The following is a 23,907-nucleotide window of genomic DNA, read 5'->3' on the forward strand; positions in this document are numbered from 1 at the left end:
GTCGGGTCGGGTCGGTGGAGCGGGGACCGTGGGCGCGCCCCCGGCCAGCCGACGGTCCCCGCTCCGCCCACCGAGGGAGGCGTCGGCCCGGGGCGCACCGGTAGGGTCGGGCTCGTGGCCAGCAACGATGCGTTCGACGACCGTTACGACCTGCGCGAGTTCGCGCCGACGACCGATGCGCACGGGGCGCCGTCAGCGGAGACGGAGGCGTGGATGCACGCCGTGGAGCTGGGGTTCCACGAGACGCACCCCGATGCCGAGGGCGCGGCGCGGATGGTGTCGCACTTCACCGCCGACCAGGAGACGTTCCTCGGGGTCTACCTGCGCGACCCCCTCCCCGGCTCGGTCGACGAGACGTGGCCTGCCGGCACCTTCACGTGGTTCCGCAAGCGCCTGACGTGGGGCGAGGGCGCCTCGGTCGACACCCAGGCGATCTCCGCCGTGACGGTGCGCCCGACCGAACGTCGTCGCGGGATCCTCCGCCGGATGATGACCCACGCACTCGAGCGCGGCGTCGCCGAGGGGTACGCCGTCGCGTCGCTCACCGCCTCCGAGGGCACGATCTACCGGCGCTTCGGCTTCGGGTGCGCGATCCGCGAGCGCGCGGTGACGGTGCGACGCGAACGTGCCCTGCCGCTGCTCACGCCGACCACCGGCACCGTGTCGATCGTGACGCCGGAGTGGCTCGCCGAGGGCACCGGCCGCGCCGTGTTCGACCGCTTCGACGCCCGCACGCCGGGCTCCATGGTCCGGAACACCGGCACGTGGCCGATCGTCTTCGGGCAGCGGAACGGCGACGGTTCCCCCGCGAAGGACGTCCGTGCCGCGGTGCACCGTCCGGAGGGCGCCGGCGTCGACCCGTCCGAGATCGACGGGTACGTCACCTGGCGCGTCAAGGAGGGCCGCGGTGCGGACACCGTGCTCGAGGTCGTCGACCTCGTCTACGCGACCGACGAGGCCTACCTGTCGCTGTGGGAGTTCCTGCTCTCGATCGACCTGAACGACGTCGTGCGGTACAACCGCTCGCGGCTCGACGACCCGATCGTCGCGGCGCTCGGCGACAACCGTGCGTACGACGTCGAGCACGAGGAGGACCACGTCTGGTTGCGGGTGCTCGACGTGGCGGCGGTGCTCGGCAGCCGGCGGTACGCGGTCGACGGCTCGCTGACGCTCGAGGTGTCCGACACGATGGGGTTCGCGGCGGGGACCTACCGGCTCGACGTCGTCGACGGGCAGGCCACGGTCACGCGTCTGACCGACGGTGACGACGGCGAGGTCGACCTGCGGCTCGACGTGGCGGACCTCGGCGCGGTGCTCATCGGCTCGGTGTCCCCGGTGACGCTGGCGGCGGCCGGACTCGTGCGTGCGGCGGACCCGGCGGCGCCGGCGCTGCTCCGGGCGATGCTCACGCCGGCGCGGACGCCGCACGGGATCACGTACTTCTAGGAGACACCACCGGGGCGTCGCCCGCGACCGCTGCCCTTCGCACAACCAGAAGCACGCTGCGCCACGCAGTTCCGTGGCGCAGCGTGCTTCCGGTTGTGCGGGAGCAACTTGCACCGCCGAGCCCGGCGCCGAGCGGCCGGTGACCGTGCCGTGCTCTACGCCCGGCGGCGCACGCGCGGGTCGACGAACGCGTACACCACGTCCACGATCACGTTCGCGGTGACGATGAGGAGCGCCGAGAACACCGTGAAGCCGACGACCACCTGCAGGTCGAGGGTGTGCACCGCATCGATGAGCAGCGCCCCGAGGCCCTGCATCGAGAACACCTTCTCGGTGATGACCGCCCCGCCGAGCAGCGACCCGAGGTCGAGCCCGAACAGCGTCACCACGGGCAGGATCGCCGTCCGGAGCCCGTGCCGCACGACGACCTGGCGTTCCCGGAGCCCCTTGGCCCGAGCGGTCCGGACGAAGTCCTGCGACATCGACTCGAGCATCTCGCCACGGGTGAGTCGGGCGTAGATCGCCGCGCTGATGAACGCGAGCACGCACCACGGCAGCACCAGGTGCGTCACCCAGCCGACCGGGTCCTCGACGAACGGCACGTACCCGCTCGTGGGCAGCCACCCGAGGGTGAAGCCGAAGAGCAGGATCGCGAGCAGCCCGATCAGGTACGCGGGTGAGGACACCCCGGCGACGGCGACGGTCATGACCGCCCGGTCGGCGAGTGTCCCCCGCTTCAGCGCCGACACGGTGCCGCCCGCGACACCGGCGACGAGCCACAGCACGGCGGCACCGACGGCGATCGACGCGGTCACGGGCAGGCGCGACGCGATGAGGTTCGTGACGCTGTCGTGCAGCTGGAACGAGTAGCCGAAGCAGGGCGCGGCGCACGTGATCGTCGACGCACCGGAGCCGAACGTGCGACCGGCGAAGATGCCGGCGAGGTACGCCCCGAACTGCGCGAACCACGGCTTGTCCGTGCCGAGGAACGCCCGGACGTCCGCGAGCCGTTCCGGCGTGCACGGCTTGTCGCAGATCGCCCGCGCCGGGTTCGTCGGCAGCAGCATGAACAGTGCGTAGGTGATCGCCGCGACGACGAACAGCACGACGACGGCGCCGAGGATCCGGATCGCCAGGAAGCGGAAGGTGTTCACCGGTCGGCTCCTCGCGGGTCGAGGGCGTCGCGCAGGGCGTCACCGAGCACGTTGAAGGCCAGGGTGATGAGGAACAGTGCGGCTCCGGGGAAGACGAGGTACATCGGGTCGGTCTGCACCCAGCCGATGGCGTCGCCGATGCTGCGGCCCCACGACGGTGTCGGCGGGTTCACCCCGACGGCCAGGAAGGAGAGCGCGGCCTCGGCGCCGATCATCGACGGGATCGAGATGGTCGCGTAGACGGTGATCGTCGCGGCGAGGTTCGGCAGGAGCTGCTTGCGGATGACGTGCCAGCGCCCGGCGCCCATCGCCGTCGAGGCGACGACGTAGTTCCTGCTGACGAGCGAGAGCGTCTGCCCCCGCACGACGCGGGCGACCGAGGGCCAGCCGAAGAACCCGATGACGAGCACGACGAGCAGCGGCTTCGGGAACGACGTCGGCACGACCGCGGTGAGCGCGATCATGAAGACCAGGGACGGGAACCCGAAGATCACGTCGACGACGCGCGACAGCACCCGGTCGTACCACCCGCCGAGGAACCCCGTGGTGACACCCACGAGGACCCCGATGACGATCGACACGGCGGTCGCGGCGAGCCCGATCCCCAGCGAGGTCCGCGCGCCGTACGTCACGATGGCGAAGAGGTCGCGGCCGGTCAGCGGCTCGACGCCGAACCAGTGCTCGCCGCTCACCCCGCCGGCAGCGCCACGCGGCGCACCGAAGTCGTTCAACGCGTCGACGTCGTAGCGGTACGGGTCCCGCCCGGTGACGGCGGCGATCAGCGGTGCGGCGATCGCCACGACGACGAACACCGCGATGACGACCGCAGCGGCCACGGCCCAGCGGTCCCGACGGACCCGGCGCACGACGGCGCGGAAGCCGGTGGTCCGTCCGGCCGACGCGGAGACGGGCCGGTCGACGACGTTCGCGGTCACGAGACCACTCCTTCCCAGGCACGCCAGGCTTCGCGGCGGGCGGCCTGTCGCTCGGGGTCCGCGACCGGAGCCGCCGCGAGCAGCATGCGCGTGTAGTCCTGCTGCGGGTGGTCGAGCACGGCCGACGTCGTGCCGCGTTCGACGATGCGGCCGTCGTGCAGCACGACGACGTCGTCGGCGAGCTGGCGCACCACGGCCAGGTCGTGGCTGATGAGCAGCATGCCGAAGCCGAACTCGTCCTGCAGGTCCGCGAGCAGGTCGAGCACGGCGGCCTGCACCGTCACGTCGAGGGCGCTGGTCGGCTCGTCGGCGATCACCAGCGCGGGCCGCAGCGCCAGTGCCCGCGCGACGGCGACGCGCTGCCGCTGCCCGCCGGACAGCTGGTGCGGGAACCGTTCCGTCCACGACGGGTCGAGCTGCACCGCCGTCAGGAGCTCGCGGGCGCGGTCGGCACGCGACGTCGACGTGCCCTCGCCGTGCACGAGCAGTGGTTCGGCGATGCTCCACCCGATGGTCTGTCGCGGGTTCAGTGACGACGCCGGGTCCTGGAAGACGATGCCCACACGGCTGCGGAGCTCGCGGAGGCGCTTCCCGCGCGCGGTGCGCAGGTCGTGGCCGTCGACCTCGACCGATCCGTCGACGACGGGGACGAGCCCGGCGAGCGCCCGCCCGATGGTGGACTTGCCCGAGCCGGACTCCCCCACCAGGCCGAGCGTGCGTCCGGCGGCGAGCTCGAGGTCGATCCCGCGAACGGTGGGCTCGCCGCGGCGTGCGTAGCGCACCGCGACGTCGCGCAGGCGCGCGACCACGGCGTCCGGCCGGGAGGCGCTGGGTGCGCTGGGTGCGTCAGCACCTTTCGCGCTCAGCGACAGTTCACGGCCCTCGTTCGGCGTGAACTGTCGCTCAGCACGCGAGGACGATGCGTCCCACCCGGCCGAGTGTGCGTCCGCAGCCGGCCTGACGGACGCGGGGCGTGCCTCCAGGGCGGGGACCGCGGCGAGGAGCTCCCGCGTGTAGTCGGCGGTCGGGTGCGCGAAGACCTCGGCGACCGTCCCGTGCTCGACGGGATCGCCGCGGCGCATGACCAGCACCTCGTCCGCGACGTCTGCGACCACGCCCATGTCGTGGGTGATGAGCAGGACGGCGAGGTCGCGCTCACGACCGAGCCGACGCAGCAGGTCGAGGATCCCGGCTTGCACCGTGACGTCCAGCGCGGTGGTCGGCTCGTCCGCGAACAGCGCGACCGGATCGCCCGCGAGCGCCGTCGCGATCATCGCCCGCTGCAGCTGGCCACCGGACAGCTCGTGCGGGTACGCCTTCCGGATGCGCGCGGGGTCCTGCAGACCCGCTGCCCGGAGCAGCTCGTCCACGCGCGCCGACACCCCCGCACGGTCCAGGTCGGTCGGGTGCGCCCGCACCGCCTCGGCGACCTGCGTGCCGATCGACAGCACGGGGGTGAACGAGTTCATCGGCTCCTGGAACACGACCCCGATGCCCGCACCGCGGACGGCACGCAGCTCGTCCGCGGAAGCACCGACGAGCTCGGTCCCGCGGAACCGGGCGCTACCCGACACCCGAGCGGCGGGTGGCAGGAGTCCGAGCACGCTCATGGCGCTGACGGACTTGCCCGAACCGGACTCGCCGACGAGGGCGAGCACCCGGCCGGGCGTCAGGGAGAAGGAGACGTCACGGACGACGGGCTCCGCGTCGCCGAACGCGACGCGGAGCCCCTCGACCTCGAGCAGCGGTGCACTCACTGCGCGAGCGAGACCTTGAGGTAGTTCGGGTATGCCGGGAAGTCCGCGATGCGGAAGTTCTCGACGTTCGACCCGGCCAGGAAGGACTGCTTCGCGTAGATCAGCGGGACGACGGGGGCGTCCTCCATAATGCGGCGGTCCGCCTGCGCCCACAGTTGCTGCGCCTCGGACTGGTCGACGGTGCCGGTCGCCTTCGCGATGAGCGCGTCGACCTCGGGGTTGCTGTACTTCGAGACGTTGTAGCCGCCCCCACCGATCTGCGACGAGTCGTAGAGCGGCTGGATGTTGGCGTTCGCGCTCGGGAAGTCCGGCTGCCAGCTCGACAGCGACAGGTCGAAGTCGGTGCCGTTCGTGGTGGCCTGCGTGAAGGAGTCGTAGTCGAGCGGCTTGAGCGTCACGGTGATGCCGGCGCGCTCGAGCCCGGCCTGCAGCGCCTGCGCCTGCGCCAGGTACGTCGGGTCGTTCTGCGTCACGAGGGTGAGCCGCAGGTCCGTCGCACCGGCCTCCTGCAGGAGCTGCTTCGCCTTGTCGACGTCGCCGGTCGCGCCGGTCTTGTACAGGTCGTAGTCCTTGCGCCCGGCGATGCCCGGCGTCACGAGCGTCGACGCGTACTCGCCGGCGAGCGCACCGCCCGCCGCGATGCGGAAGGACTTGCGGTCGACCGCGTACTGCAGCGCCTGGCGGACCTTCAGGTCCGCGAGCTTCCCGCGCTGGGTGTTGATCGCCATGTACGTGATGGGGCCGGCCTTGCTCGTGGCGAGGCGGTCCTGCGCGGCCGGGTTGGCGCGCACCTGGTTGAGCTCGGCGGCACCGAGGAACTGTGCGCCGAAGGAGTTCTTCGCGTCACCGTTGTCGGCGATCAGGCTCTGCGTCGTGGTGGAGGCGTCCTGGCTCTCCTTGAAGACGATCTTCGACGGACCGGCGGTGCGGATGCTGTCGGTCTTCGCGCTCCACTCCTTGTTCCGGACGAGCGTCACCTGCGAGCCCTGCGTGTTCGACTCGATCTGGTACGGGCCGCTCGACACGGGCTTCGCGTCGTAGGCGCCGGTGTCCGTGCCCTCCCCCTCGGGCACCGGGGCGAACGCCGGCATCGAGGCGAGCCACGGCCAGTCGCCGTACGGGGCGTCGAGCTTGAAGACGATGGTCTTGTCATCAGGGGTCTCGATGCTGTCGAGCGTCTTCCCCTCGAAGGGGCCCTGGTAGTCCGAGCCGCCGACCAGCAGGGACTTGTGGTAGCTCAGGCCACCGGTCAGGTTCGGCGCGAAGGACCGCTCGATCCCCCACTTGATGTCCTTCGTGGTGATCGGCGTACCGTCCTGGAACTTCAGGCCGTCCTTGAGCGTGTAGGTCCAGGTCTTGCCGCCGTCGCTGGACTCACCCGTGGTGGTCGCGAGGTCCGGGACGACCTTCGCGGTCTTGCCGGGCTGGACGTCCCAGGTGGTCAGGCGCCGGGCGACGAGGCCCATCGAGGTGATGCCGAGGCTCTGGCTCGTCGCGGGGTCCCAGTGCAGCGCGGTCTGGGCCGTCAGGATGTCGAGCGTGCCGCCCTTGCTCGTGCCGGTGGACGCGTCGTCCGACGCACCGCCACCCGAGCAGCCGGTCAGCACGAGGGCTGCGGCGGCGGCGACGGCCGCGGTGATGGTCAAGCGCTTGGGGCGGTGCATGGTGAGCTGCTCCTCGTGGGGGTGGGGTGTCGGGCGGACGACCGGGTACCCGATCGTCGTGCGGCCCGCATCGTCGTGGTGGACGGGGTGTCCGTCCCGGTTCGGGTGGCCGGGCGGTCCATGGTGGCACCGGTCGGTGCGCGGTTCCGAACGCCCGCGGGGTCCGGACGACATGCAACGCAACATTGCATGACGCAACGTCCCAACGCCTGCGCCCCGAGCGTATTCCCGCGCCGCGCGGGTCGTCCGGATCGCGATCGGTCCGCGACCACGTCGGACCGGCCGGGAGGCACGGCGCGGCTCCGTCAGGCCGGGACCGTCACGCGAGCGGCACGTCCGGACGCGGTGCGGCCCCGTCAGGCCGCGACCATCGCGCGGGCGGCACGACCGGACGCGCGCGGCCCCGTCAGGCCGCGATCGTCGTGCGCGCGGCCCGCCCGGCGATCACGCCCACGCCGAGCGCCGACCCGAGGAACACGACGGCGAGGATCCCCCAGCCGGTCGTCCCGAGGTCGACGGCCGTCAGGGTCACCACGGTGGGCGCGATCATCGCCGCCACCGCGTAGCCGGTGCCGTACACCCCCTGGTAGGCGCCCATCCGGTCTGCCGGTGCGAGCTCGAAGCTCAGCGCCCACCCGGCGGCACTCGAGGTGATCTCCGCGAGCGAGTGGGCGACGGCCGCGGCCACGAGCACGGCCGTGGCGATCGCCGCCGGCACCCAGTCGTCGCCGCGGACCCACCCGGCAGCGGCCCACAGCCCGCACGCCACCGCCATGACCCAGCCCGCGTGCCGCATCACCCGGGCGGCTCCTGCGACGGTGTCGGTCCCGCGGCTCAGCCGGACCTGCAGCAGCACGACGATCACGGTGTTCACGAGCAGCAGCGGCGAGACGATCACGTCCGGCGCGACGGTGTGCTGGACGACCCAGATCGGTACGCCCACCTCGAACAGGCCGAACTGCATGCCGAAGAGTCCGGTCAGGGCGGTGACCGCGAGGAATCGCACGTCCCGGTAGGGGCTGCGGCCCGCGGGCTCCCGACGCACGATCGTGCCCGTGTCGGTCCGGTCGACCGGAGCCGCGTCCACCCGCACCGCCGGGAGGCCGGCGACCAGGACCGCGGACGCCAGGAACAGCGCGCCCGACAGCACCATCGTCACGCGGTAGGCCTCGCCGGTGCCGATCGCGAGCGGGACCGCGGCGAGCGCCGTGCCCACGCCGATGCCGACGTTCGTGACCGTGCGCATCGTCGCGCGCACCCGGACGCGCTCGGTGCCGGGGAACGCCCGACCGACCGCGGCGCCCCGGACGGAACCGCCGCCCTGCTGCGCCAACGTCACGACGGACGCCGTCGCGATGAGCGTCGGCAGGTCGTGGACGAGCACGTAGCTGATGAGCGCGAGGCCCTGCACGAGGTGCAGCCAGACGAGCATCCGGCGCGCGCTGAACCGGTCCGCGAGGTGCCCGAACACGAGCGACGATGCCACGCCGACCGCGCCGGCGACGGTGAGCCCGAGACCGACCGCGACGGCCGGGATGCCGACGATCGTGATGAGGTACAGCGAGGTGAGCGTGAAGAAGGCACCGCGACCGAGGGTGTCCACCAGCGTGACGGTGAGCAGGCGTCGGAGGGTCGCGTCCTGTCGGACGAGGGTGCGGATCGGGACCGGTTGCTCCGTGGTGCTCACGCTCCAGTTCTTCCACTGCCGCGGTGGTCCCCCGAACGGATGTAGCGTCAGGCTTCATGATCCGGTACCGCCTCGACCCGTCGGACGTCTCGGCCGTGCGCTTCGGCATCTCGCCGCTGTCGGAGCTGGGCCTCGGACTCCGCGCCTTCCGGGGGCCCGATCGGTACCCGTTGCAACGCCCGTGGCTCGAGCGCATCGCCGGCGTGCTGCCCCTCCTCGACCGGCCCGTGCTCGCCGGCCTGGTCGACGAGCGCCGATGGGTCGCGGACTTCGTCAACCCCCGACCGGAGTCACCACTCGGGTCGTTCGACGACGAGCTCCAGCGCCTCGCCAGCATCTCCCCCGCACGGCTCCGGAGCGACCTGGAGCGCGTGCACGGCGGCGTTCCCGACGTGTTCGTCGGTCGGCACGAGGACGTCGTCGAGCGCCTCGTCCGGGCGCTCGCGACGACGTGGGACCTCTGCTTCGCTCCGTACTGGCCCCGCATGCGTCGTGTGCTGCAGGCGGACGTGACGCACCGCGGCCGGATCGCCGCGCACGAGGGCGTCGGGGCGGTGCTCGGCGGGCTGTCCGAGTCGGTGCGCTTCGACGGGCGGCACGTCGACGTCCGCCTGAACAGCCCGATCGCACGCGATCGCCCGGTGCAGGGCGAGGGGTTGACGCTCGTCCCCTCGGTGTTCGTCGTCCGTGCGTCGACGCCGATCGACGACGACCTGCCGCCGACCGTGATGTACCCGGCCCGCGGTCAGGGCGCGATGTGGTCGACCGCGTCGCACCCCGACGTCGGTGCCGTCCGGGACCTGCTCGGTGCCACCCGCGCCGCGCTCCTCGACGCGCTCGGTGAGCCGGCGTCGTCGACCGACCTCGCGATGCGGTTCGGTGTCTCGACCTCTGCCGTGAACCAGCACCTGCGCGTGATGGAGCGCGGCGGCCTGCTCAACCGGACCCGGTACGGCCGAGCGGTGCTGTACTACCGCAGCACGGTCGGCGACGCGCTCGTCCGGCGGGAGTGAGCGCGTCGCCGCCGGACGTCAGCGGTCGAAGAGACCGCCGAGGAAGTCGTTGCCGAGGTTCGACGCCTGCTCGCCGAGGCCGGACGCCTGCTCGCCCAACCCGGACGCCTGCTCGCCCAGCCCGGACGCCTGCTCACCCAGCCCGCCGAGGTACTGCTCGCCCTCGGCGGCGAAGCCCTCGACGCCGCCGCCGAGGTCGGCGAGGCCGAGGTCGCCCATGCCTGCGGCGATGCCCTCGAAGTCGACACCGAGGTCGGCCGCGCCCGCCAGGACCGGAGCCGCCGCTGCGCTGACCACGGCCCCACCGGCGACCGCCACCGCGAGTCCGCCGAGGGCCATCGCACCGGCACCGACGGCAGCACCACCGGCGAAGGCGCCGCCACGCCCACCGCTGCCAGCGGAGCGTCCTGATCCGCCGAGCACACGGCGGATCAGTCCGGGTCGGGACATCTCACCGCGGGTCATCGCCCGCGCCATGCCGCCGGACGAGTCGTCGCGCAGGTGCTCGTGCGGCGGGAGCTCGGAGTTCAGGCGGTCCCGCACCTGCTGCCGCTGCGCCGGGGTCAGCCGCGCGAAGGCGTCGTGGTGCACCTGCTCGATCTGGTCCGGGCTCGCCGTCCGGAGCAGGTAGTCGTACTTCGCCAGGGCGACCTTGTCCTGGTCCGCCTGCCCGTGGTGCTGCTGCGCCCGACCGAACTGCTGCTGCCCGTGCTGGGGCTGCTGGCCGTGCTGCGGCTGCTGCCCGTACGGCTGCTGCGGCTGCTGCCCGTACGGCTGCTGCGGCTGCTGCCCGTACTGCTGCTGCGGCTGCTGGCGCGAGCGGTCGTCACCCGTCAGCTTGTCCGCTGCGCTGCGGACGATGTCACGCCAGTCGCTCCCACCCCCGGAGCCGTGCGGGTTCTGCTGGTTGCCAGCGGCGCCGTTCCCCTGTGCGCGCTGCTTCTGCATCTGCTTGTCGATGACCTTCGAGGCCATACCGAGGATCCGGTTGAGGTTCGCCATGCCCCAAGCTTTGTGATCACACATGTGAGCACTCAGCGACGGAGCAGTGCGCCACCCGCCGATCAGGTCCGAGTGCGCTGGGAGCGCCGACGCCGACGGCTGCACCCGAGCATCGAACCAGGAATCCGACATGGAACCAGCGGCCTCGCCTGGTTCGGTGTCGGGAACGTGGTTCGGTGCCCCGCAGCCCAGGCGCGTCACGACAGCAGGCGCGCAAGGAACGCGTTGCGGAACCGCCCGGTCGGGTCGACGTCCCGGGCGAGCGCCGAGAAGTCGTCGAGGCGCGGGTAGGCCTCGTGCAGGCGCTCGACGCTCGCGGCCGAGACCTTCCCCCAGTGCGGCCGGGGATCGAAGGGTGCGAGGACCTCCTCGATCCGCTCGACCGCGTCGGCGACCGCAGCGGCGTCCCGTCGGAAGGTGAAGTGCAGCCCGACCGACTGCCGGCCGGACGAGGGCGCGAGCCACGCAGTGTCGGCGGCGATCGTCCGGACCTCGGCCGCGATGAGCAGCGGCGCGAACACCGGCTCGAGGGGCCGGAGCGCCTCCAGCGCGGGGACGGCCGACGACGCCGGGACCAGGTACTCGGCCTGGATCTCCGCCCCGGTGGACGGCTCGAAGGTCGACCGGAAGTGGGGCAGCCGCTCGGACCACGGCCCGGGCACACCGCCCTGCTCGGTGACGCTCGCGGCGTCGTTCTCCCCCGGGTGCACCGGTCCGTCGGCACGGCGGGCGCCGAGTGCGACCAGGTCGACCGACGGCGCGGGTTCGACCACGCGGTGCTTCGTCCAGACCTGTCGGGCGCCGCGGTCGTCGAAGGACGTGAACAACGACACCGAGTAGGCGTCCGACACCACCGCGTCGAACTGCTCGGTGACGGCGTCCCACGGCAGGTCGAGGTGCACGGTCGTGGCGACCTGGAAGGTCGGCTCGATCGCGAGCTCGACCGTGGTGACGATCCCGAGCGCGCCGAGCGCCACCCGGTGGGCGTCGAGGGCGCCGTCCGGCGTCGACGCATCGACCGACACCAGGTCTCCGGAAGCGCGGACGACCTCGAGCCCGACGACCGCCTGCGCGAGCGACGGGTTGCGGACGCCGGAGCCGTGTGTGCCGGTGGCGACCGCGCCGGCGACCGAGATGTGCGGCAGGGAGGCGAGGTTCGCGAGGGCCCAGCCACGAGCCTCCAGACCGGCCGCCACCTGTGCGTGCGTCATGCCGGCGGCGACCCGCGCGACGCGCCGGTCGGCGTCGATCTCGAGCAGCGGCGGGAGATCGGCGAGCGTGACCTGGACGGCGTCGGTGTCGGCGATCTCGTTGAACGAGTGCGTCGACCCGAGCGCCGTCAGGCGCGGCGTGGCCGCGACGAGCTGCTGGAGCGCCGCCACCGAGGTGGGGCGTTCCAGCCGGGATGCACGGTAGGTGACGTTCCCCGCCCAGTTCGTGCGCGTCGTCGCGGCCACTGTCACGGTCCTAGAACCCGCGGTCGAGACGGTGCCACGCCTGCTGCAGGCGGAGCTCGTCCTTGAAGGTGCGGGCCGTGGTGTGCTCGTCGATGACGAGGAACTCGGTGCCGACCATGGTCGCGAGGTCCTCGACGACCTGCAGGCCGACGGCGGTCGTCATGACCGTGTGGTGGGCGGCGCCGGCGGTGAGCCAGGCCTCCGCGGCGACCGGGAAGGACGGACGCGGCTCCCACACGGCACGGCCGACGGGGAGCTTCGGCAGCGCCTCGGTCGGGGGCACGACGTCGACGACGTTCGCGGTGAGGCGGAAGCCGTCGCGGGTGTCGGACAGGGCGACGACGACGGCCTCGCCCGCGTCGGCGGTGAAGACCAGGCGGACCGGGTCGTCCTTGCCGCCGATGCCGAGCGGGTGGATCTCGAGGGTCGGCGTCGTCGTGGTGAGCGTCGGCGAGACCTCGAGCATGTGGGCTCCGAGGATCTTCTCCGCACCCGGGGTGAGGTCGTACGTGTAGTCCTCCATGAGGCTCGCGCCTCCGGGCAGCCCCGCGCCGGCGACGTTCATCGCGCGGACGAGGACGGCGGTCTTCCAGTCGCCCTCGGCGCCGAAGCCGTAGCCGTCGGCCATGAGCCGCTGCACCGCGAGGCCGGGAAGCTGCTTGAGCGTGCCGAGGTCCTCGAAGTTCGTCGTGAACGCGGCCGAGCCGTTCTGCTCGAGGAGCGCGCGCAGGCCGAGCTCGATCGCGGCCCCGTCGCGGAGCGCCTGGCGACGGGCACCGCCGTCCTGCAGCTCGGGCACGAGGTCGTAGGACTCGTCGTACGACGCGACGAGGGCGTCGACCGCGGCGGTGTCCGCCTCCGCCGCCTCGACCGCCGCCGCGAGCTCGTTCACGGCCCAGGTGTTCACCTGCACGCCGAGCTCGATCTCCGCCTCAACCTTGTCGCCCTCGGTGACGGCGACGTAGCGCATGTTGTCGCCGAAGCGGGTGAGCTTGAGCTCGCGCACGGCGGCGGCACCGGCGGCGGCACGGGCCCAGTCGGACACGCGCTGCTGCACGCGCGGGTCGGACACGTGCCCGACGGCGGTCGCGTGCCGGACACCGAGACGTGCCAGGGCGTAGCCGAACTCGCGGTCACCGTGCGCGGCCTGGTTGAGGTTCATGAAGTCGAAGTCGATGTCGCCCCACGGCAGTGCGACGTTCGCCTGCGTGTGCAGGTGCAGCAGCGGCTTCGTGAGCGCCTGCAGGCCGCCGATCCACATCTTCGCCGGGCTGAACGTGTGCATCCACGTCGTGACGCCGATGACCTTGTCGTCGGCGCTCGCCTCGATGAGGGCACGGCGGATGCCGTCGGCGTCCTTGAGGACCGGCTTCCAGACGAGCTTCACCGGCACGGTCGGCGCGAGCTCCGCGTGCACGGCGCGCGACTGCTCCTCGACCTGGCGCAGGGTCTCCTCGCCGTACAGGCCCTGCGACCCGGTGAGGAACCAGACCTCGTAGCTGTCGAGGGTGGCCTGGGGGTTCACCTGCGTCATCGCATGGCTCCTTCGGGGTTCTGTCCGTAGACGTTCTGGTAGCGATCGAAGAGTCGATCGATGTCGTCGGCGGCGATGGGCACGAGCTCGCCGCCCTGCTTCGCGATGTGCACGGTGCGTGCGACGTCCTCGCACATCACCGCCGCCTTGACGGCGTCCTTCGCGTCCTTGCCGATCGTGAAGACACCGTGGTTCTGCATGAGCACGGCGCGGCTCCGGTGCCCGGCGAGGGTGTCGACGATGCCGCGGCCGATCGAGTCGTCGCCGATGATCGCGAACGGGCCGACCGGGATCGGTCCGCCGAACTCGTCCGCCATCGCCGTGATGACGCACGGGATCTCCTCGGCACGGGCGGCCCACGCGGTGGCGTACGTCGAGTGGGTGTGCACGACGCCGCCGACCTCGGGCATGTTCCGGTACACGAAGGCGTGCGCCGCGGTGTCGGACGACGGACCGTGCGCGTTGCCCCACCCGTCGGCAGGGACGCCGTCGAGGGTGCAGACCACCTGGTTCTCCGGGGACAGGTCGTCGCTGGCGACGCCCGACGGCTTGATGACGAACAGGTCCGTGCCCGGCACGCGCTGCGAGACGTTGCCGCCGGTCCAGATCACCAGGCCGTAGCGGACGAGCTCGCCGTGCAGGGCGGCGACGCGCTCCCGCGCGGCGGCGACCGCCTGCCTCGTCTCGTCGGTGGGCGCGTCGGTCATCGGGTCGGCTCCTGTTCGGTCTGGAGGCGCGCCTCGACCACGTCGGTCGGCTCGCCCTGGTCGGTGGGTGCGGTCTGGTCCGTCGGCTCGCCCTGGTCTGTGGGTGCGGCTCGGTCCGTCGGTTCGCCCTGGTCGGTGGGTGCGGCCTGGTCCGTCGGTGCGGCTTGGTCCGCCGCCGCAGCCTGGTCGGTCGGTGCTGCGGTGCGGGTCGCGGCGGCTGCCACGTCCTGCACGGGGAGCGCGGCGCGGTAGCGGGCCAGGTAGTCCTGGAAGCCCCGGACGTCGCGCTCCTCGGGCTCGGCGACGTGCACGGCGTCGCCGCCGAACACCGTGTCGGCGAGGAAGTCCTCGAGGGGCCGGTCGGTGTGCTCGAGGTAGGCCGCGAGCACCGCGATGCCCCAAGCACCGCCCTCCCCCGCGGTCTCCTCCAGCGCGACCGGGACGCGGAGTGCTGCGGCGAGCAGGCGCTGCGGGGCACCCGGCGTGCGGAAGAGTCCGCCGTGCGCGGTCATCCGGTCGACGGCGACCTGTTCACCGTGCAGGACGCCCATCCCGATCGCCAGGGTCGCGAAGGCTCCGTGCACCTCGGACCGGACCAGGTTGCCGAGCGTGAAGCGTGCGCCGGGGGTGCGGAGCAGCAGGGGCCGGCCGTCCTCGACCCGCGTGACGGGCTCGCCCGCCAGGTAGTTGAAGGAGAGCAGTCCGCCGGCGTCCGGCTCGGCATCGGCGGCCTCGGCCAGCAGGGTCGCGTAGACGTCGTCGACCGCGACCGACGCGCTGCCGGTCCGGTCGCTCGTGGCGTCGGCGAACCGCCCGAAGACGCGGGCCCAGGCCGCGATCTCGCTCGCGCCGTTGTTGCAGTGCACCATCGCGACCGCGTCACCCGCCGGGGTCGTGACGACGTCGAGTTCCTCGTGCGGGGTGCGGAGCGCCCGTTCGAGCACGACCATCGCGAAGATGCTCGTGCCGACGCTGACGTTGCCGGTGCGCGGGGCGACGGCGTTCGTGGCGACCATGCCCGTGCCGGCGTCGCCCTCGGGCGGGCAGAACGGGACGCCGGGCTCCAGCGTGCCGGTCGGGTCGAGCCACGCGGCTCCCTCGGGGGTGAGCGCGCCGGCGTCCTCACCCGCGACGAGCACCTCGGGCAGCAGGGCGCGGAGGTCGAGGACGTGCTCGCCGAGCAGGTCCTGCGTCGTGGCGAGCATCGCGGCGTCGTAGTCGCGGCGACCGGGCTCCCCCGGCCCGCTGTCGACCGGCCCGGAGTCGATCGGGAACATGCCGCTCGCGTCTCCGACACCCAGGACGTCGCGTCCCGTGAGCATGCGGTGCACGTACCCGGCCAGGGTCGTGATCCCCGCGAGCTGCGCGACGTGCGGCTCCTCGTCGAGCACGGCCTGCACCAGGTGCGCGATCGACCAGCGCTGCGGCACGTTGAAGTCGAGCGCAGCGCTGAGCTGCTCGGCCGCGGGGCCGGTCGAGGTGTTGCGCCAGGTGCGGAACGGGACGAGGAGCTCGCCGTCCTCGTCGAACGCCAGGTAGCCGTGCATCATCGCCGAGACGCCGGCCGCTCGGAAGGTCGTCGGGCGGACGCCGAACTGCCGCTCGACGTCGGCGACCAGGTCGGCGTAGGCGGCGCGGACCCCGGTCTCGACGGCGACCAGCGGGTAGGTCCAGCGGCCGTCGACGTACTCGTTCTCCCACTCGTGGGAGCCGCTCGCGATCGGGCGGAGCTGCTCGTCGACGAGCACGGCCTTGATCCGGGTGGACCCCAACTCGATGCCGAGGGTCGTGCGGCCGCCCTCGACCTGCTGCCGGCGGTCGTCGCTCATGTGTCCTCCCGAGACCTCGTCGTCCTGCGTGAGCGCTCACATCCTGGCACGTGAGCGCTCACGCATGCAACGCACCGGCGCGCCGCGGGTCTGGACCGCCGCGGGCGCGCCCGGTCGGCGGGCCCGAGCGAGCGGGCGCGCCGCCGTCCTGACCGAGGAGCGCGCGCTCGGTCGGCAAGCCCGAGCGGGCGGAATCCGTCACGTTCGACAGCCCCCGTCGACGGGTCTCGCCCGCTCGACGAACCGCGCGCGGCGAGTCCTGCCCGCTCAGGGAGCGAGCGCACCCTCCCCCGCGACCGCTGCCGAGCGGGCACGATCTGTCACGCTCGACGCCCCTGCTCGACACATCTCGCCCGCTCGGCGAACCGCGCGCGGCACGTCCTGCCCGCTCGGACTCGTGGCCCACCGCGCTCGCCGGCAGCTTCTCGTCGCAGGACATGCCGCTCGACTTCCCCGCGAACGGCATGTCGTGCGACCGGAACGGCAGCACGCGGCAGGTCGTGCGACCGGAACGGCAGCACGCGGCAGGTCGTGCGACCGGACCCGCGACCGGCACGACCGCTCAGGCGGAGCGGCGCACCACGAGCTCGGGCAGCAGCAGCGTCTCGTCGCGGGGCTCCCCCTCGACCACGGCCACGACCGCCTCGAGCACCCGCTGCCCCATCGCCATGAAGTCCTGCCGGACGGTCGTGAGCGGCGGGGTGAAGTGCGCCGCCTCGGGGATGTCGTCGAACCCGACCACGGCGATGTCGTCGGGCACGCGGAGCCCCTCGTCCGCGAAGGCGTGGAGGACCCCGAGCGCCATCTGGTCGTTCCCGGCGAAGACGGCGTCGACCGCGTGCACGTCGATCGTCCGCGCCGCCGCGAACCCGCTCGCCGGGGTCCAGTCGCCGTCGAGCACGACGGGTTCGAGCCCCGCCTCGCGCATGATCCGCCCGTAGGTCTCGCGGCGCACCTCGGACTCCTGCGACACGGCGGGCCCGGCGATGTGCACCACCCGGCGGTGTCCGCGAGCGAACAGGTGCTCCATGACGAGCGTGGTGCCGGCGGCCTGGTCGATCGCGACGGCGGCGACGCTGCGCGCGGCGGGGGTGCGGACAGCATCGCGCTGCACGGCGTTCGCGACGACCACGGGGACGGTGACCGGGATCGTCAGCGAGGCGAGGGCGTCGAGCACGCGGTTGTCGGCGGCGACCAGCACGATCGCGGCGACGTCCTGTGCGAGCAGCGTGGTGAGCGCGCCGGACAGGTCCACCGGCCGGGGGTCGTCCGGCAGCGTCGAGAGCAGCACGTGGTACCCGGCCGACCGGGCGGCCCGCTCGAACCCGACCGCGGTGCTCGACGGTCCGTAGAGCGCGTCGCCCGCGGTGATGATGCCGAGCGCACGACTGCGCCCACCGGCGAGGGCCCTGGCGGCGGCACGGGGCCGGTAGCCGAGCTCGGCCACGGCGTCCGTGACCTGCGAGCGGTAGGCGTCGCGGACGGTGGGGTCGCCGTTGATCACCCGGGAGACGGTCTGGTGCGAGACGCCCGCGCGCTCGGCGACGTCGAAGATCGTCGGGGCCTTGCGGCGTCTGCCGCCGGGGCCCCCGAGCGCGGTCGTCGTGGTCACGTGGCCGAGCGTAGCGCCCGGTCCGCACGACGCAACAACATCTCGGAACGGTCACGACGAGTTGACACCCCGGTACGGAACCCGCAGTATGTGAGCGCTCACACGAGCGAATCCCACGGGGCACAGCAGCCCCAGCACCCGAGCGCGTCGAGGACGACGCGAGAGGAACAGAGGTACTTCGATGATGAAGCGCAAGGTCATCGCGGGGGTCGCGGCCCTCGGCATCGCGTTCTCCCTGGCAGCCTGCTCGGCCGGCGGCCGTGCAGCGACCACCGGCGGCGGCGACACCGCGGACGGCAACAAGGGCGCCCTGGTCGGCGTCGCGATGCCGACCAAGGTCTCCGAGCGGTGGATCAAGGACGGCGACGCCGTCAAGAGCGACCTCGAGAAGGCCGGCTACAAGGTCGACCTCGAGTACGGCGACAACAAGGTCCAGCAGCAGGCCCAGCAGGTCAGCAACATGATCACCAAGGGCGCGAAGGTCCTGATCATCGCGTCGATCGACGGTGGGGCGCTCTCCGACCAGCTCGACCAGGCGGCGAAGGCCGGCATCAAGGTGATCTCCTACGACCGCCTGCTCACCGGCAACAAGAACGTCGACTACTACGTGTCGTTCGACAACTACAAGGTCGGCGTCGACCAGGCCACGTCGCTGCTCACGGGCCTCGGCGTGCTCGACGACAAGGGCGAGAAGACCGGCAAGAAGGGCCCGTTCAACATCGAGGTCTTCGCCGGCTCGCTCGACGACAACAACGCCGGGTTCTTCTTCAACGGCGCGATGGACACCCTCAAGCCGTACCTCGAGGACGGCACGCTGAAGATCGGCTCCGGCCAGGACCAGCTCTCGCAGGCCGCCACGCAGCAGTGGGACCCGGCGACCGCCAAGGCCCGCATGCAGAACCTCGTCGCGTCGACGTACTCCGGCGGCACGAAGCTCGACGGCGTGCTCTCGCCCTACGACGGCATGTCGATCGGCATCATCTCGGCCCTGCAGGGCGCCGGCTACGGCTCGGGTGACCGTCCGCTGCCGATCGTGACCGGTCAGGACGCCGAGGCCGCCTCGGTCAAGTCGATCATCGCGGGCCAGCAGTACTCCACCATCTACAAGGACACGCGCAAGCTCGCGAAGCAGTCCGTGACGATGGCCGAGGACCTGCTCTCCGGCAAGACCCCCGAGGTCAACGACACCAAGAGCTACGACAACAAGGTCAAGGTCGTCCCGACCTACCTGTTCCAGCCCACGGTGGTGACGAAGGCCAACTACAAGGAGGTCCTCGTCGACAGCGGGTACTACACGGAAGCCGACCTCAAGTAGGTCCCCCGACCCGCGGCCGGCGCACGCCAGCCGCGGGAGCGACACGGTCGCAACCACTCACAGGACTGGAGGCGCGGTGCACCCCCGCACCGCGCCTCCAGTCCGTGTCCACCCGCGCCCAGGCGCGCAACGACGAAAAGGCGGTCCACATGGCGGACACCATCCTCGAGATGCGGGACATCACCAAGACCTTCCCCGGTGTGAAGGCGCTGCAGGGCGTCTCCATCGAGGTCGAGCGCGGGCAGGTCCACGCGATCTGCGGCGAGAACGGCGCCGGCAAGTCGACCCTGATGAAGGTGCTGTCGGGCGTCTACCCGCACGGCTCCTTCGACGGCGAGATCCTGCTCGACGGCAAGCCGGTGCAGTTCGGTGACATCAACGACTCCGAGAAGGCGGGCGTGGTGATCATCCACCAGGAGCTCGCACTCAGCCCGTTCCTGTCCATCGCCGAGAACATCTTCCTCGGCAACGAGCGCGTCAAGGGCGGGCTCATCGACTGGAACCAGACGAACCTCGAGGCGGCGGCGCTGCTCAAGCGCGTCGGGCTCAAGGACAACCCGGTCACCAAGGTCACGGACATCGGTGTCGGCAAGCAGCAGCTCGTCGAGATCGCGAAGGCGCTGTCGAAGGAGGTCCGGCTCCTCATCCTCGACGAGCCGACCGCCGCGCTGAACGACGACGACTCGGAGCACCTGCTCGACCTCATCCGCTCGCTGCAGGCCGAGGGCATGACGGCGATCATCATCAGCCACAAGCTGAACGAGATCAAGGCGATCGCGGACAAGGTCACGATCATCCGCGACGGCAAGACCATCGAGACGCTCGACATGCACGCCGACGACGTCTCCGAGGACCGGATCATCCGCGGCATGGTCGGTCGCGACCTGTCCAGCCGCTACCCGGAGCGCGAGCCGAAGATCGGCGAGGAGCTCCTGCGCATCGAGGACTGGACCGTCCACCACCCGCTCGACGGCTCGCGCGAGATCATCCACCAGGTGAACCTCAACGTCCGTGCGGGCGAGGTCGTCGGCATCGCGGGGCTGATGGGCGCCGGCCGCACCGAGCTCGCGATGAGCGTCTTCGGGCACTCGTACGGCACCGGCATCTCCGGCACCGTCTACAAGCGCGGTGTGCCGATCAAGACGAACACGGTGACGCGGGCGATCGACAACGGCATCGCCTACGCCACCGAGGACCGCAAGCGGTACGGCCTCAACCTGATCGACGACATCAAGCGGAACATCTCCGGCTCGGCACTCGGCAAGCTCGCCGACTGGGGCTTCGTGAACGCGTCGAAGGAGACCACCGTCGCCGGCGGCTTCCTGAAGAGCATGAACATCAAGGCGCCGAACGTCGACGCCGTGACGGGCAAGCTCTCCGGCGGCAACCAGCAGAAGGTCGTCCTGTCGAAGTGGATGTACGCCGACCCCGACGTGCTCATCCTCGACGAGCCGACCCGCGGCATCGACGTCGGTGCGAAGTACGAGATCTACACGCTCATCAACGACCTGGCGGACCAGGGCAAGGGCGTCATCGTGATCTCGTCCGAGCTGCCCGAGCTGCTCGGCATCTGCGACCGCATCTACACACTCTCCGAGGGCACGATCACGGCCGACGTGCCCCGCTCCGAGGCCACCCCAGAGGTCCTCATGCAGTACATGACCCAGGAACGGGAGACCCCTGTCAATGAACGCGCTTAAGTCCGCCGTCGGCTACCTCACCGGGCAGCTCCGACAGATCGGCCTGTTCATCGCGCTGATCGTCATCGTCATCTTCTTCCAGGTGGCGACGAACGGCATCACCCTGGCCCCGATCAACGTCTCGAACCTGATCGTCCAGAACAGCTACATCCTCATCCTCGCCATCGGCATGGTGATGGTCATCATCGCCGGCCACATCGACCTGTCCGTCGGGTCCGTCGTCGCCTTCAGCGGTGCGATGGCCGGTGTGATGATCACGCAGTGGGGACTCCCCTGGCCCGTCGCGGCGGTCCTCTGCCTGGTCGTCGGCGCCCTCGTCGGCGCGTGGCAGGGCTTCTGGATCGCGTACTTCGGGATCCCGGCGTTCATCGTGACGCTCGCGGGCATGCTCGCGTTCCGCGGTGCCACCCAGATCGTGCTGCAGAACCAGCAGATCTCGCCGTTCCCGGAGGGCTTCCGCTCGCTCGGCTCCGGCTTCCTGCCGTCGTTCGGCACCACGGGCTACGAGCCGCTCACGATGATCCTCGGCATCGCTGCCGCCGCCGTGATGGTGATCACCGCGTTCCGTGGTCGCATCACGCGTCGCAAGTACCAGCTCGAGAGCGAGCCGTTCGCCTGGTTCATCGTGAAGACGGCCTTCGGTGCCGCCCTCGTGATCTACGTGGCGCTGCTCCTCGCCAGCTACAACGGCACCCCGATCGTGCTCGTCGTGCTCGGTCTGCTCGTGGTGATCTACTCGGTGGTCATGCGCAGCTCGGTGTTCGGTCGCCACGTCTACGCGATCGGCGGCAACGCCCTCGCCGCGCAGCTGTCCGGCGTCAAGACGAAGCGCGTCACGTTCCTGCTCTTCGTGAACATGGGCGTCATCGCGGCCCTGGCGGGCGTGGTCTTCACCGGCCAGCTCAACCTCGCCGCTCCGGGTGCCGGCAACGGCTTCGAGCTCGACGCCATCGCGGCCGTGTTCATCGGTGGCGCTGCGGTCACCGGCGGCATCGGCACGGTGCCGGGTGCGATCGTCGGTGGTCTCATCATCGGCATCCTGAACAACGGCATGTCGATCCTCGGTGTCGGCACCGAGTACCAGTCGCTCATCAAGGGCCTGGTGCTGCTCGCCGCCGTCGCGTTCGACGTGTTCAACAAGCGCCGGGCGGCGTCCGCGCGCAAGTAGGGCTCGCTGCGCGCGAGTACCCCGCGAAAGCAACAGACCTCCACGGAAGTTCCGTGGAGGTCTGTCGCTTTCGCGTACCGGTCGCTGTGGGATCAGGTGGTCAGGACTGCCCACCCGGCGGCCGGGAGGCGCAGGGCCCCGTCCCGCAGGTCGCCACCGCCCGCCTCGACCCGCGTCGCGTCGGCCGCGGGCACCTCGACGGGGTCGTCCGCCAGGTTCAGGGCGGTCACCACGGCCGCGTCCGCCGTCGCCGTCCGCAGCACCACCGCGGTGTTGGTCAGGTGCACCACGTCGGTGTGCGCGCGGTGCAGCCAGGGGTTCCGCCGCCGCAGGGCGATCAGGGCCTCGTGCACGTGGGTCAGACCGGTCGGCGCGGGCGGGGCCGCCGGGAGCTCCGGGCGGACGGCGTCGTCGCCGCCCTCGCGCTCCTCCTTGACCGCCGTCCAGCCGTACTCGTCGCCCGCGTACACGACCGGCGTCCCCGCGACGGTGAACAGCACCGCTGCGGCGTGGCCGGCGAAGCGCTCCCCCACCGCGCTCGCGATGCGGGTGACGTCGTGGTTGCCGACGAAGGTCGTGGGCACGAACGTGGTGAGCAGGGCGTCGTGGCGCTCGACGGCGTGCGCGAGCTCGAAGCAGTTCCGATCGGCGATGCCGTGCCAGACCGCCTGCCACAGCTCGTACTGCGTGGTCGAGTCCATCGTCGACGCCTGCACGATCGCGGCAGCGTCACCGTGGATGACCTCGCCGCTGGACCAGGCCTCGGGGAAGCGCTCGCGCACCCGGGGCAGCACCCGCGCCCAGAACGACGGCGGCACGGCGTAGGCCGCGTCGAGCCGCCACCCGTCGATCCCGCGGTCGAGCCAGTACGTCATCACCTCGACGACCAGGTCCTCCGCCGCCCGACCGTCGTGGTCGAGGGCGACGAGGATGTCGTGCCCCTCGAAGTCACGCACCGGCACGGGGTCGCCGGCCTGCCACCCCGACCGCTCCACCGCGAACAGCTCGGCGGTCGGAGCACCGGGTCCCTGCTCCTCGAGGGCTCGGAACGCCGGGTGCTCGCGTCCGACGTGGTTGAAGACGCCGTCGAGCACCACGCGGATCCCGCGCTCGTGTGCCGCGGACACGAGCGCGGCGAGGTCCGACTCGTCGCCGAGCCGCGGATCGATCCGGAAGTGGTCCACCGTGTCGTAGCCGTGCGTCGAGGATGCGAAGACCGGGCCGAGCAGCAGCCCGTTCAGCCCGAGGTCCACCACGTGGTCGAGCCACGGCACGAGCCGCTGGAGGCGGTGGTCGACCGGGCGGTCGTCGACCGGGGTCGACGGACGGACCTCGGCACCGACCGCGCCGAACGGGTACACGTGCCACCACATCGCGTGCTCGACCCACGCGGGTTCGGCGGGACGGACGGGGGTGGTGTCGTCGGCGTTCACCGCTCCGATCGTGCCAGCCGAGCCTGGGCTGTGGGTGGTGTCGGACCGCAGGACGAGGATGGTGCCCATGGGACGAGCGATCAGGACCGCCGCGGACGCCTCGGCGTCGGAGCTGGCACACGCGGAACGCACCTGCGCGTCGTGTGGTCGGCGGATGCCGTCGTCTGCCTCCCCTGACGCGAAGTGGTGCTCGGCCGCCTGCCGCAAGCACGGCGTGGACGCTACCGACCGCGCCCTCGAACAGCGGATCGACGAACTGCTCGCCGCGCGCTCGCGGTCCTCGAGCATCTGCCCGTCCGAGGTCGCGCGGTCCCTCGAACCCGACGACTGGCGGCCCCTGATGGAACCCGCACGACGGGCAGCGCGTCGCATGGTCGCCCGGGGTGAGGTCGAGATCACCCAGAACGGGAGCGTCGTCGACCCGTCGACCGCGAAGGGCCCGATCCGGATCCGCCGCCCCCGGTAGGGAACACGTGTCGCGCGTGTACGTTGCA

At 71.7% G+C, this 23,907-nt stretch carries 18 protein-coding genes; 6 read left to right on the top strand and 12 right to left on the bottom strand.

Features of this window, described 5'->3' with window-relative positions; genetic code table 11:
• The first annotated feature begins 114 nt into the window (after positions 1-114).
• On the top strand, positions 115-1,446 hold the full coding sequence (locus LCG91_RS11915) for a GNAT family N-acetyltransferase (protein WP_224441486.1): 1,332 nt from the start codon (positions 115-117) through the stop codon (positions 1,444-1,446).
• Between the two features lie 155 nt (positions 1,447-1,601).
• Here LCG91_RS11915 and LCG91_RS11920 read toward each other — a convergent pair whose 3' ends face one another.
• The 5 genes from LCG91_RS11920 to LCG91_RS11940 all read right to left on the bottom strand — a co-directional run bounded on the left by LCG91_RS11920 (position 1,602) and on the right by LCG91_RS11940 (position 8,643).
• Positions 1,602-2,600, bottom strand: a complete 999-nt coding sequence (locus LCG91_RS11920) for an ABC transporter permease (protein ID WP_058730068.1) — start codon at positions 2,598-2,600, stop codon at positions 1,602-1,604.
• Positions 2,597-3,535 carry an ABC transporter permease gene (locus tag LCG91_RS11925; protein ID WP_263480163.1) on the bottom strand — a complete coding sequence of 313 codons (939 nt, stop codon included), beginning with the start codon at positions 3,533-3,535 and terminating at the stop codon, positions 2,597-2,599. Before LCG91_RS11925 ends, LCG91_RS11920 begins: the two co-directional genes overlap by 4 nt.
• Positions 3,532-5,292, bottom strand: coding sequence for a dipeptide ABC transporter ATP-binding protein (locus LCG91_RS11930; protein WP_224441487.1), 1,761 nt, complete (start codon positions 5,290-5,292; stop codon positions 3,532-3,534). Before LCG91_RS11930 ends, LCG91_RS11925 begins: the two co-directional genes overlap by 4 nt.
• Positions 5,289-6,956, bottom strand: coding sequence for an ABC transporter substrate-binding protein (locus LCG91_RS11935; RefSeq protein ID WP_224441488.1), 1,668 nt, complete (start codon positions 6,954-6,956; stop codon positions 5,289-5,291). The genes LCG91_RS11930 and LCG91_RS11935 overlap by 4 nt, the downstream gene beginning before the upstream one ends.
• 406 nt (positions 6,957-7,362) lie before the next feature.
• Positions 7,363-8,643, bottom strand: coding sequence for an MFS transporter (locus tag LCG91_RS11940; protein WP_058730070.1), 1,281 nt, complete (start codon positions 8,641-8,643; stop codon positions 7,363-7,365).
• A 56-nt stretch (positions 8,644-8,699) separates the two neighbouring features.
• Here LCG91_RS11940 and LCG91_RS11945 point away from each other — a divergent pair, with 56 nt between their 5' ends.
• Positions 8,700-9,656: an ArsR/SmtB family transcription factor gene (locus LCG91_RS11945; protein ID WP_224441489.1), complete on the top strand. Its 957-nt coding sequence runs from the start codon at positions 8,700-8,702 to the stop codon at positions 9,654-9,656.
• An 18-nt stretch (positions 9,657-9,674) separates the two neighbouring features.
• On the opposite strand, the gene LCG91_RS11950 is transcribed toward LCG91_RS11945, so the two are convergent.
• From LCG91_RS11950 to LCG91_RS11975, 6 genes are all read right to left on the bottom strand, one after another.
• A complete protein-coding gene (locus tag LCG91_RS11950) occupies positions 9,675-10,658 on the bottom strand; it encodes a cation-transporting ATPase (RefSeq protein WP_224441490.1) in 984 nt (327 codons plus the stop codon).
• A 197-nt stretch (positions 10,659-10,855) separates the two neighbouring features.
• Positions 10,856-12,115 carry an FAD-binding protein gene (locus tag LCG91_RS11955; protein WP_224441491.1) on the bottom strand — a complete coding sequence of 420 codons (1,260 nt, stop codon included), beginning with the start codon at positions 12,113-12,115 and terminating at the stop codon, positions 10,856-10,858.
• A gap of 10 nt (positions 12,116-12,125) precedes the next feature.
• Positions 12,126-13,649 (bottom strand): L-arabinose isomerase, encoded by a 1,524-nt coding sequence (gene araA, locus LCG91_RS11960; protein WP_224441492.1) that lies wholly within the window; start codon positions 13,647-13,649, stop codon positions 12,126-12,128.
• Positions 13,646-14,356 (bottom strand): L-ribulose-5-phosphate 4-epimerase, encoded by a 711-nt coding sequence (locus LCG91_RS11965; RefSeq protein WP_224441493.1) that lies wholly within the window; start codon positions 14,354-14,356, stop codon positions 13,646-13,648. Before LCG91_RS11965 ends, araA begins: the two co-directional genes overlap by 4 nt.
• Entirely contained in the window at positions 14,353-16,185 is a 1,833-nt protein-coding gene (locus LCG91_RS11970) for a xylulokinase (RefSeq protein WP_224441494.1), read from the bottom strand. Before LCG91_RS11970 ends, LCG91_RS11965 begins: the two co-directional genes overlap by 4 nt.
• A 562-nt stretch (positions 16,186-16,747) precedes the next feature.
• On the bottom strand, positions 16,748-17,797 hold the full coding sequence (locus tag LCG91_RS11975) for a substrate-binding domain-containing protein (protein WP_224441495.1): 1,050 nt from the start codon (positions 17,795-17,797) through the stop codon (positions 16,748-16,750).
• Positions 17,798-17,978: 181 nt separating this feature from the next.
• Between LCG91_RS11975 and chvE the strand changes: the two genes are divergently transcribed.
• The 3 genes from chvE to mmsB all read left to right on the top strand — a co-directional run bounded on the left by chvE (position 17,979) and on the right by mmsB (position 21,980).
• Positions 17,979-19,112, top strand: a complete 1,134-nt coding sequence (gene chvE, locus LCG91_RS11980; protein ID WP_058730078.1) for a multiple monosaccharide ABC transporter substrate-binding protein — start codon at positions 17,979-17,981, stop codon at positions 19,110-19,112.
• Between the two features lie 149 nt (positions 19,113-19,261).
• Positions 19,262-20,812: a multiple monosaccharide ABC transporter ATP-binding protein gene (mmsA, locus tag LCG91_RS11985; protein WP_224441496.1), complete on the top strand. Its 1,551-nt coding sequence runs from the start codon at positions 19,262-19,264 to the stop codon at positions 20,810-20,812.
• Complete coding sequence (gene mmsB / locus LCG91_RS11990) at positions 20,799-21,980, top strand: multiple monosaccharide ABC transporter permease (protein ID WP_058730080.1); 1,182 nt, start codon at positions 20,799-20,801, stop codon at positions 21,978-21,980. The genes mmsA and mmsB overlap by 14 nt, the downstream gene beginning before the upstream one ends.
• A gap of 92 nt (positions 21,981-22,072) precedes the next feature.
• On the opposite strand, the gene LCG91_RS11995 is transcribed toward mmsB, so the two are convergent.
• Complete coding sequence (locus LCG91_RS11995; protein WP_224443146.1) at positions 22,073-23,353, bottom strand: alpha-amylase family glycosyl hydrolase; 1,281 nt, start codon at positions 23,351-23,353, stop codon at positions 22,073-22,075.
• A gap of 127 nt (positions 23,354-23,480) precedes the next feature.
• Between LCG91_RS11995 and LCG91_RS12000 the strand changes: the two genes are divergently transcribed.
• Positions 23,481-23,879: a DUF3253 domain-containing protein gene (locus tag LCG91_RS12000; RefSeq protein ID WP_058728758.1), complete on the top strand. Its 399-nt coding sequence runs from the start codon at positions 23,481-23,483 to the stop codon at positions 23,877-23,879.
• Positions 23,880-23,907 lie beyond the last annotated feature (28 nt).

It is taken from the genome of Curtobacterium sp. TXMA1 (assembly GCF_020162095.1).
In the GTDB taxonomy this organism is placed as follows: Bacteria; Actinomycetota; Actinomycetes; order Actinomycetales; family Microbacteriaceae; genus Curtobacterium.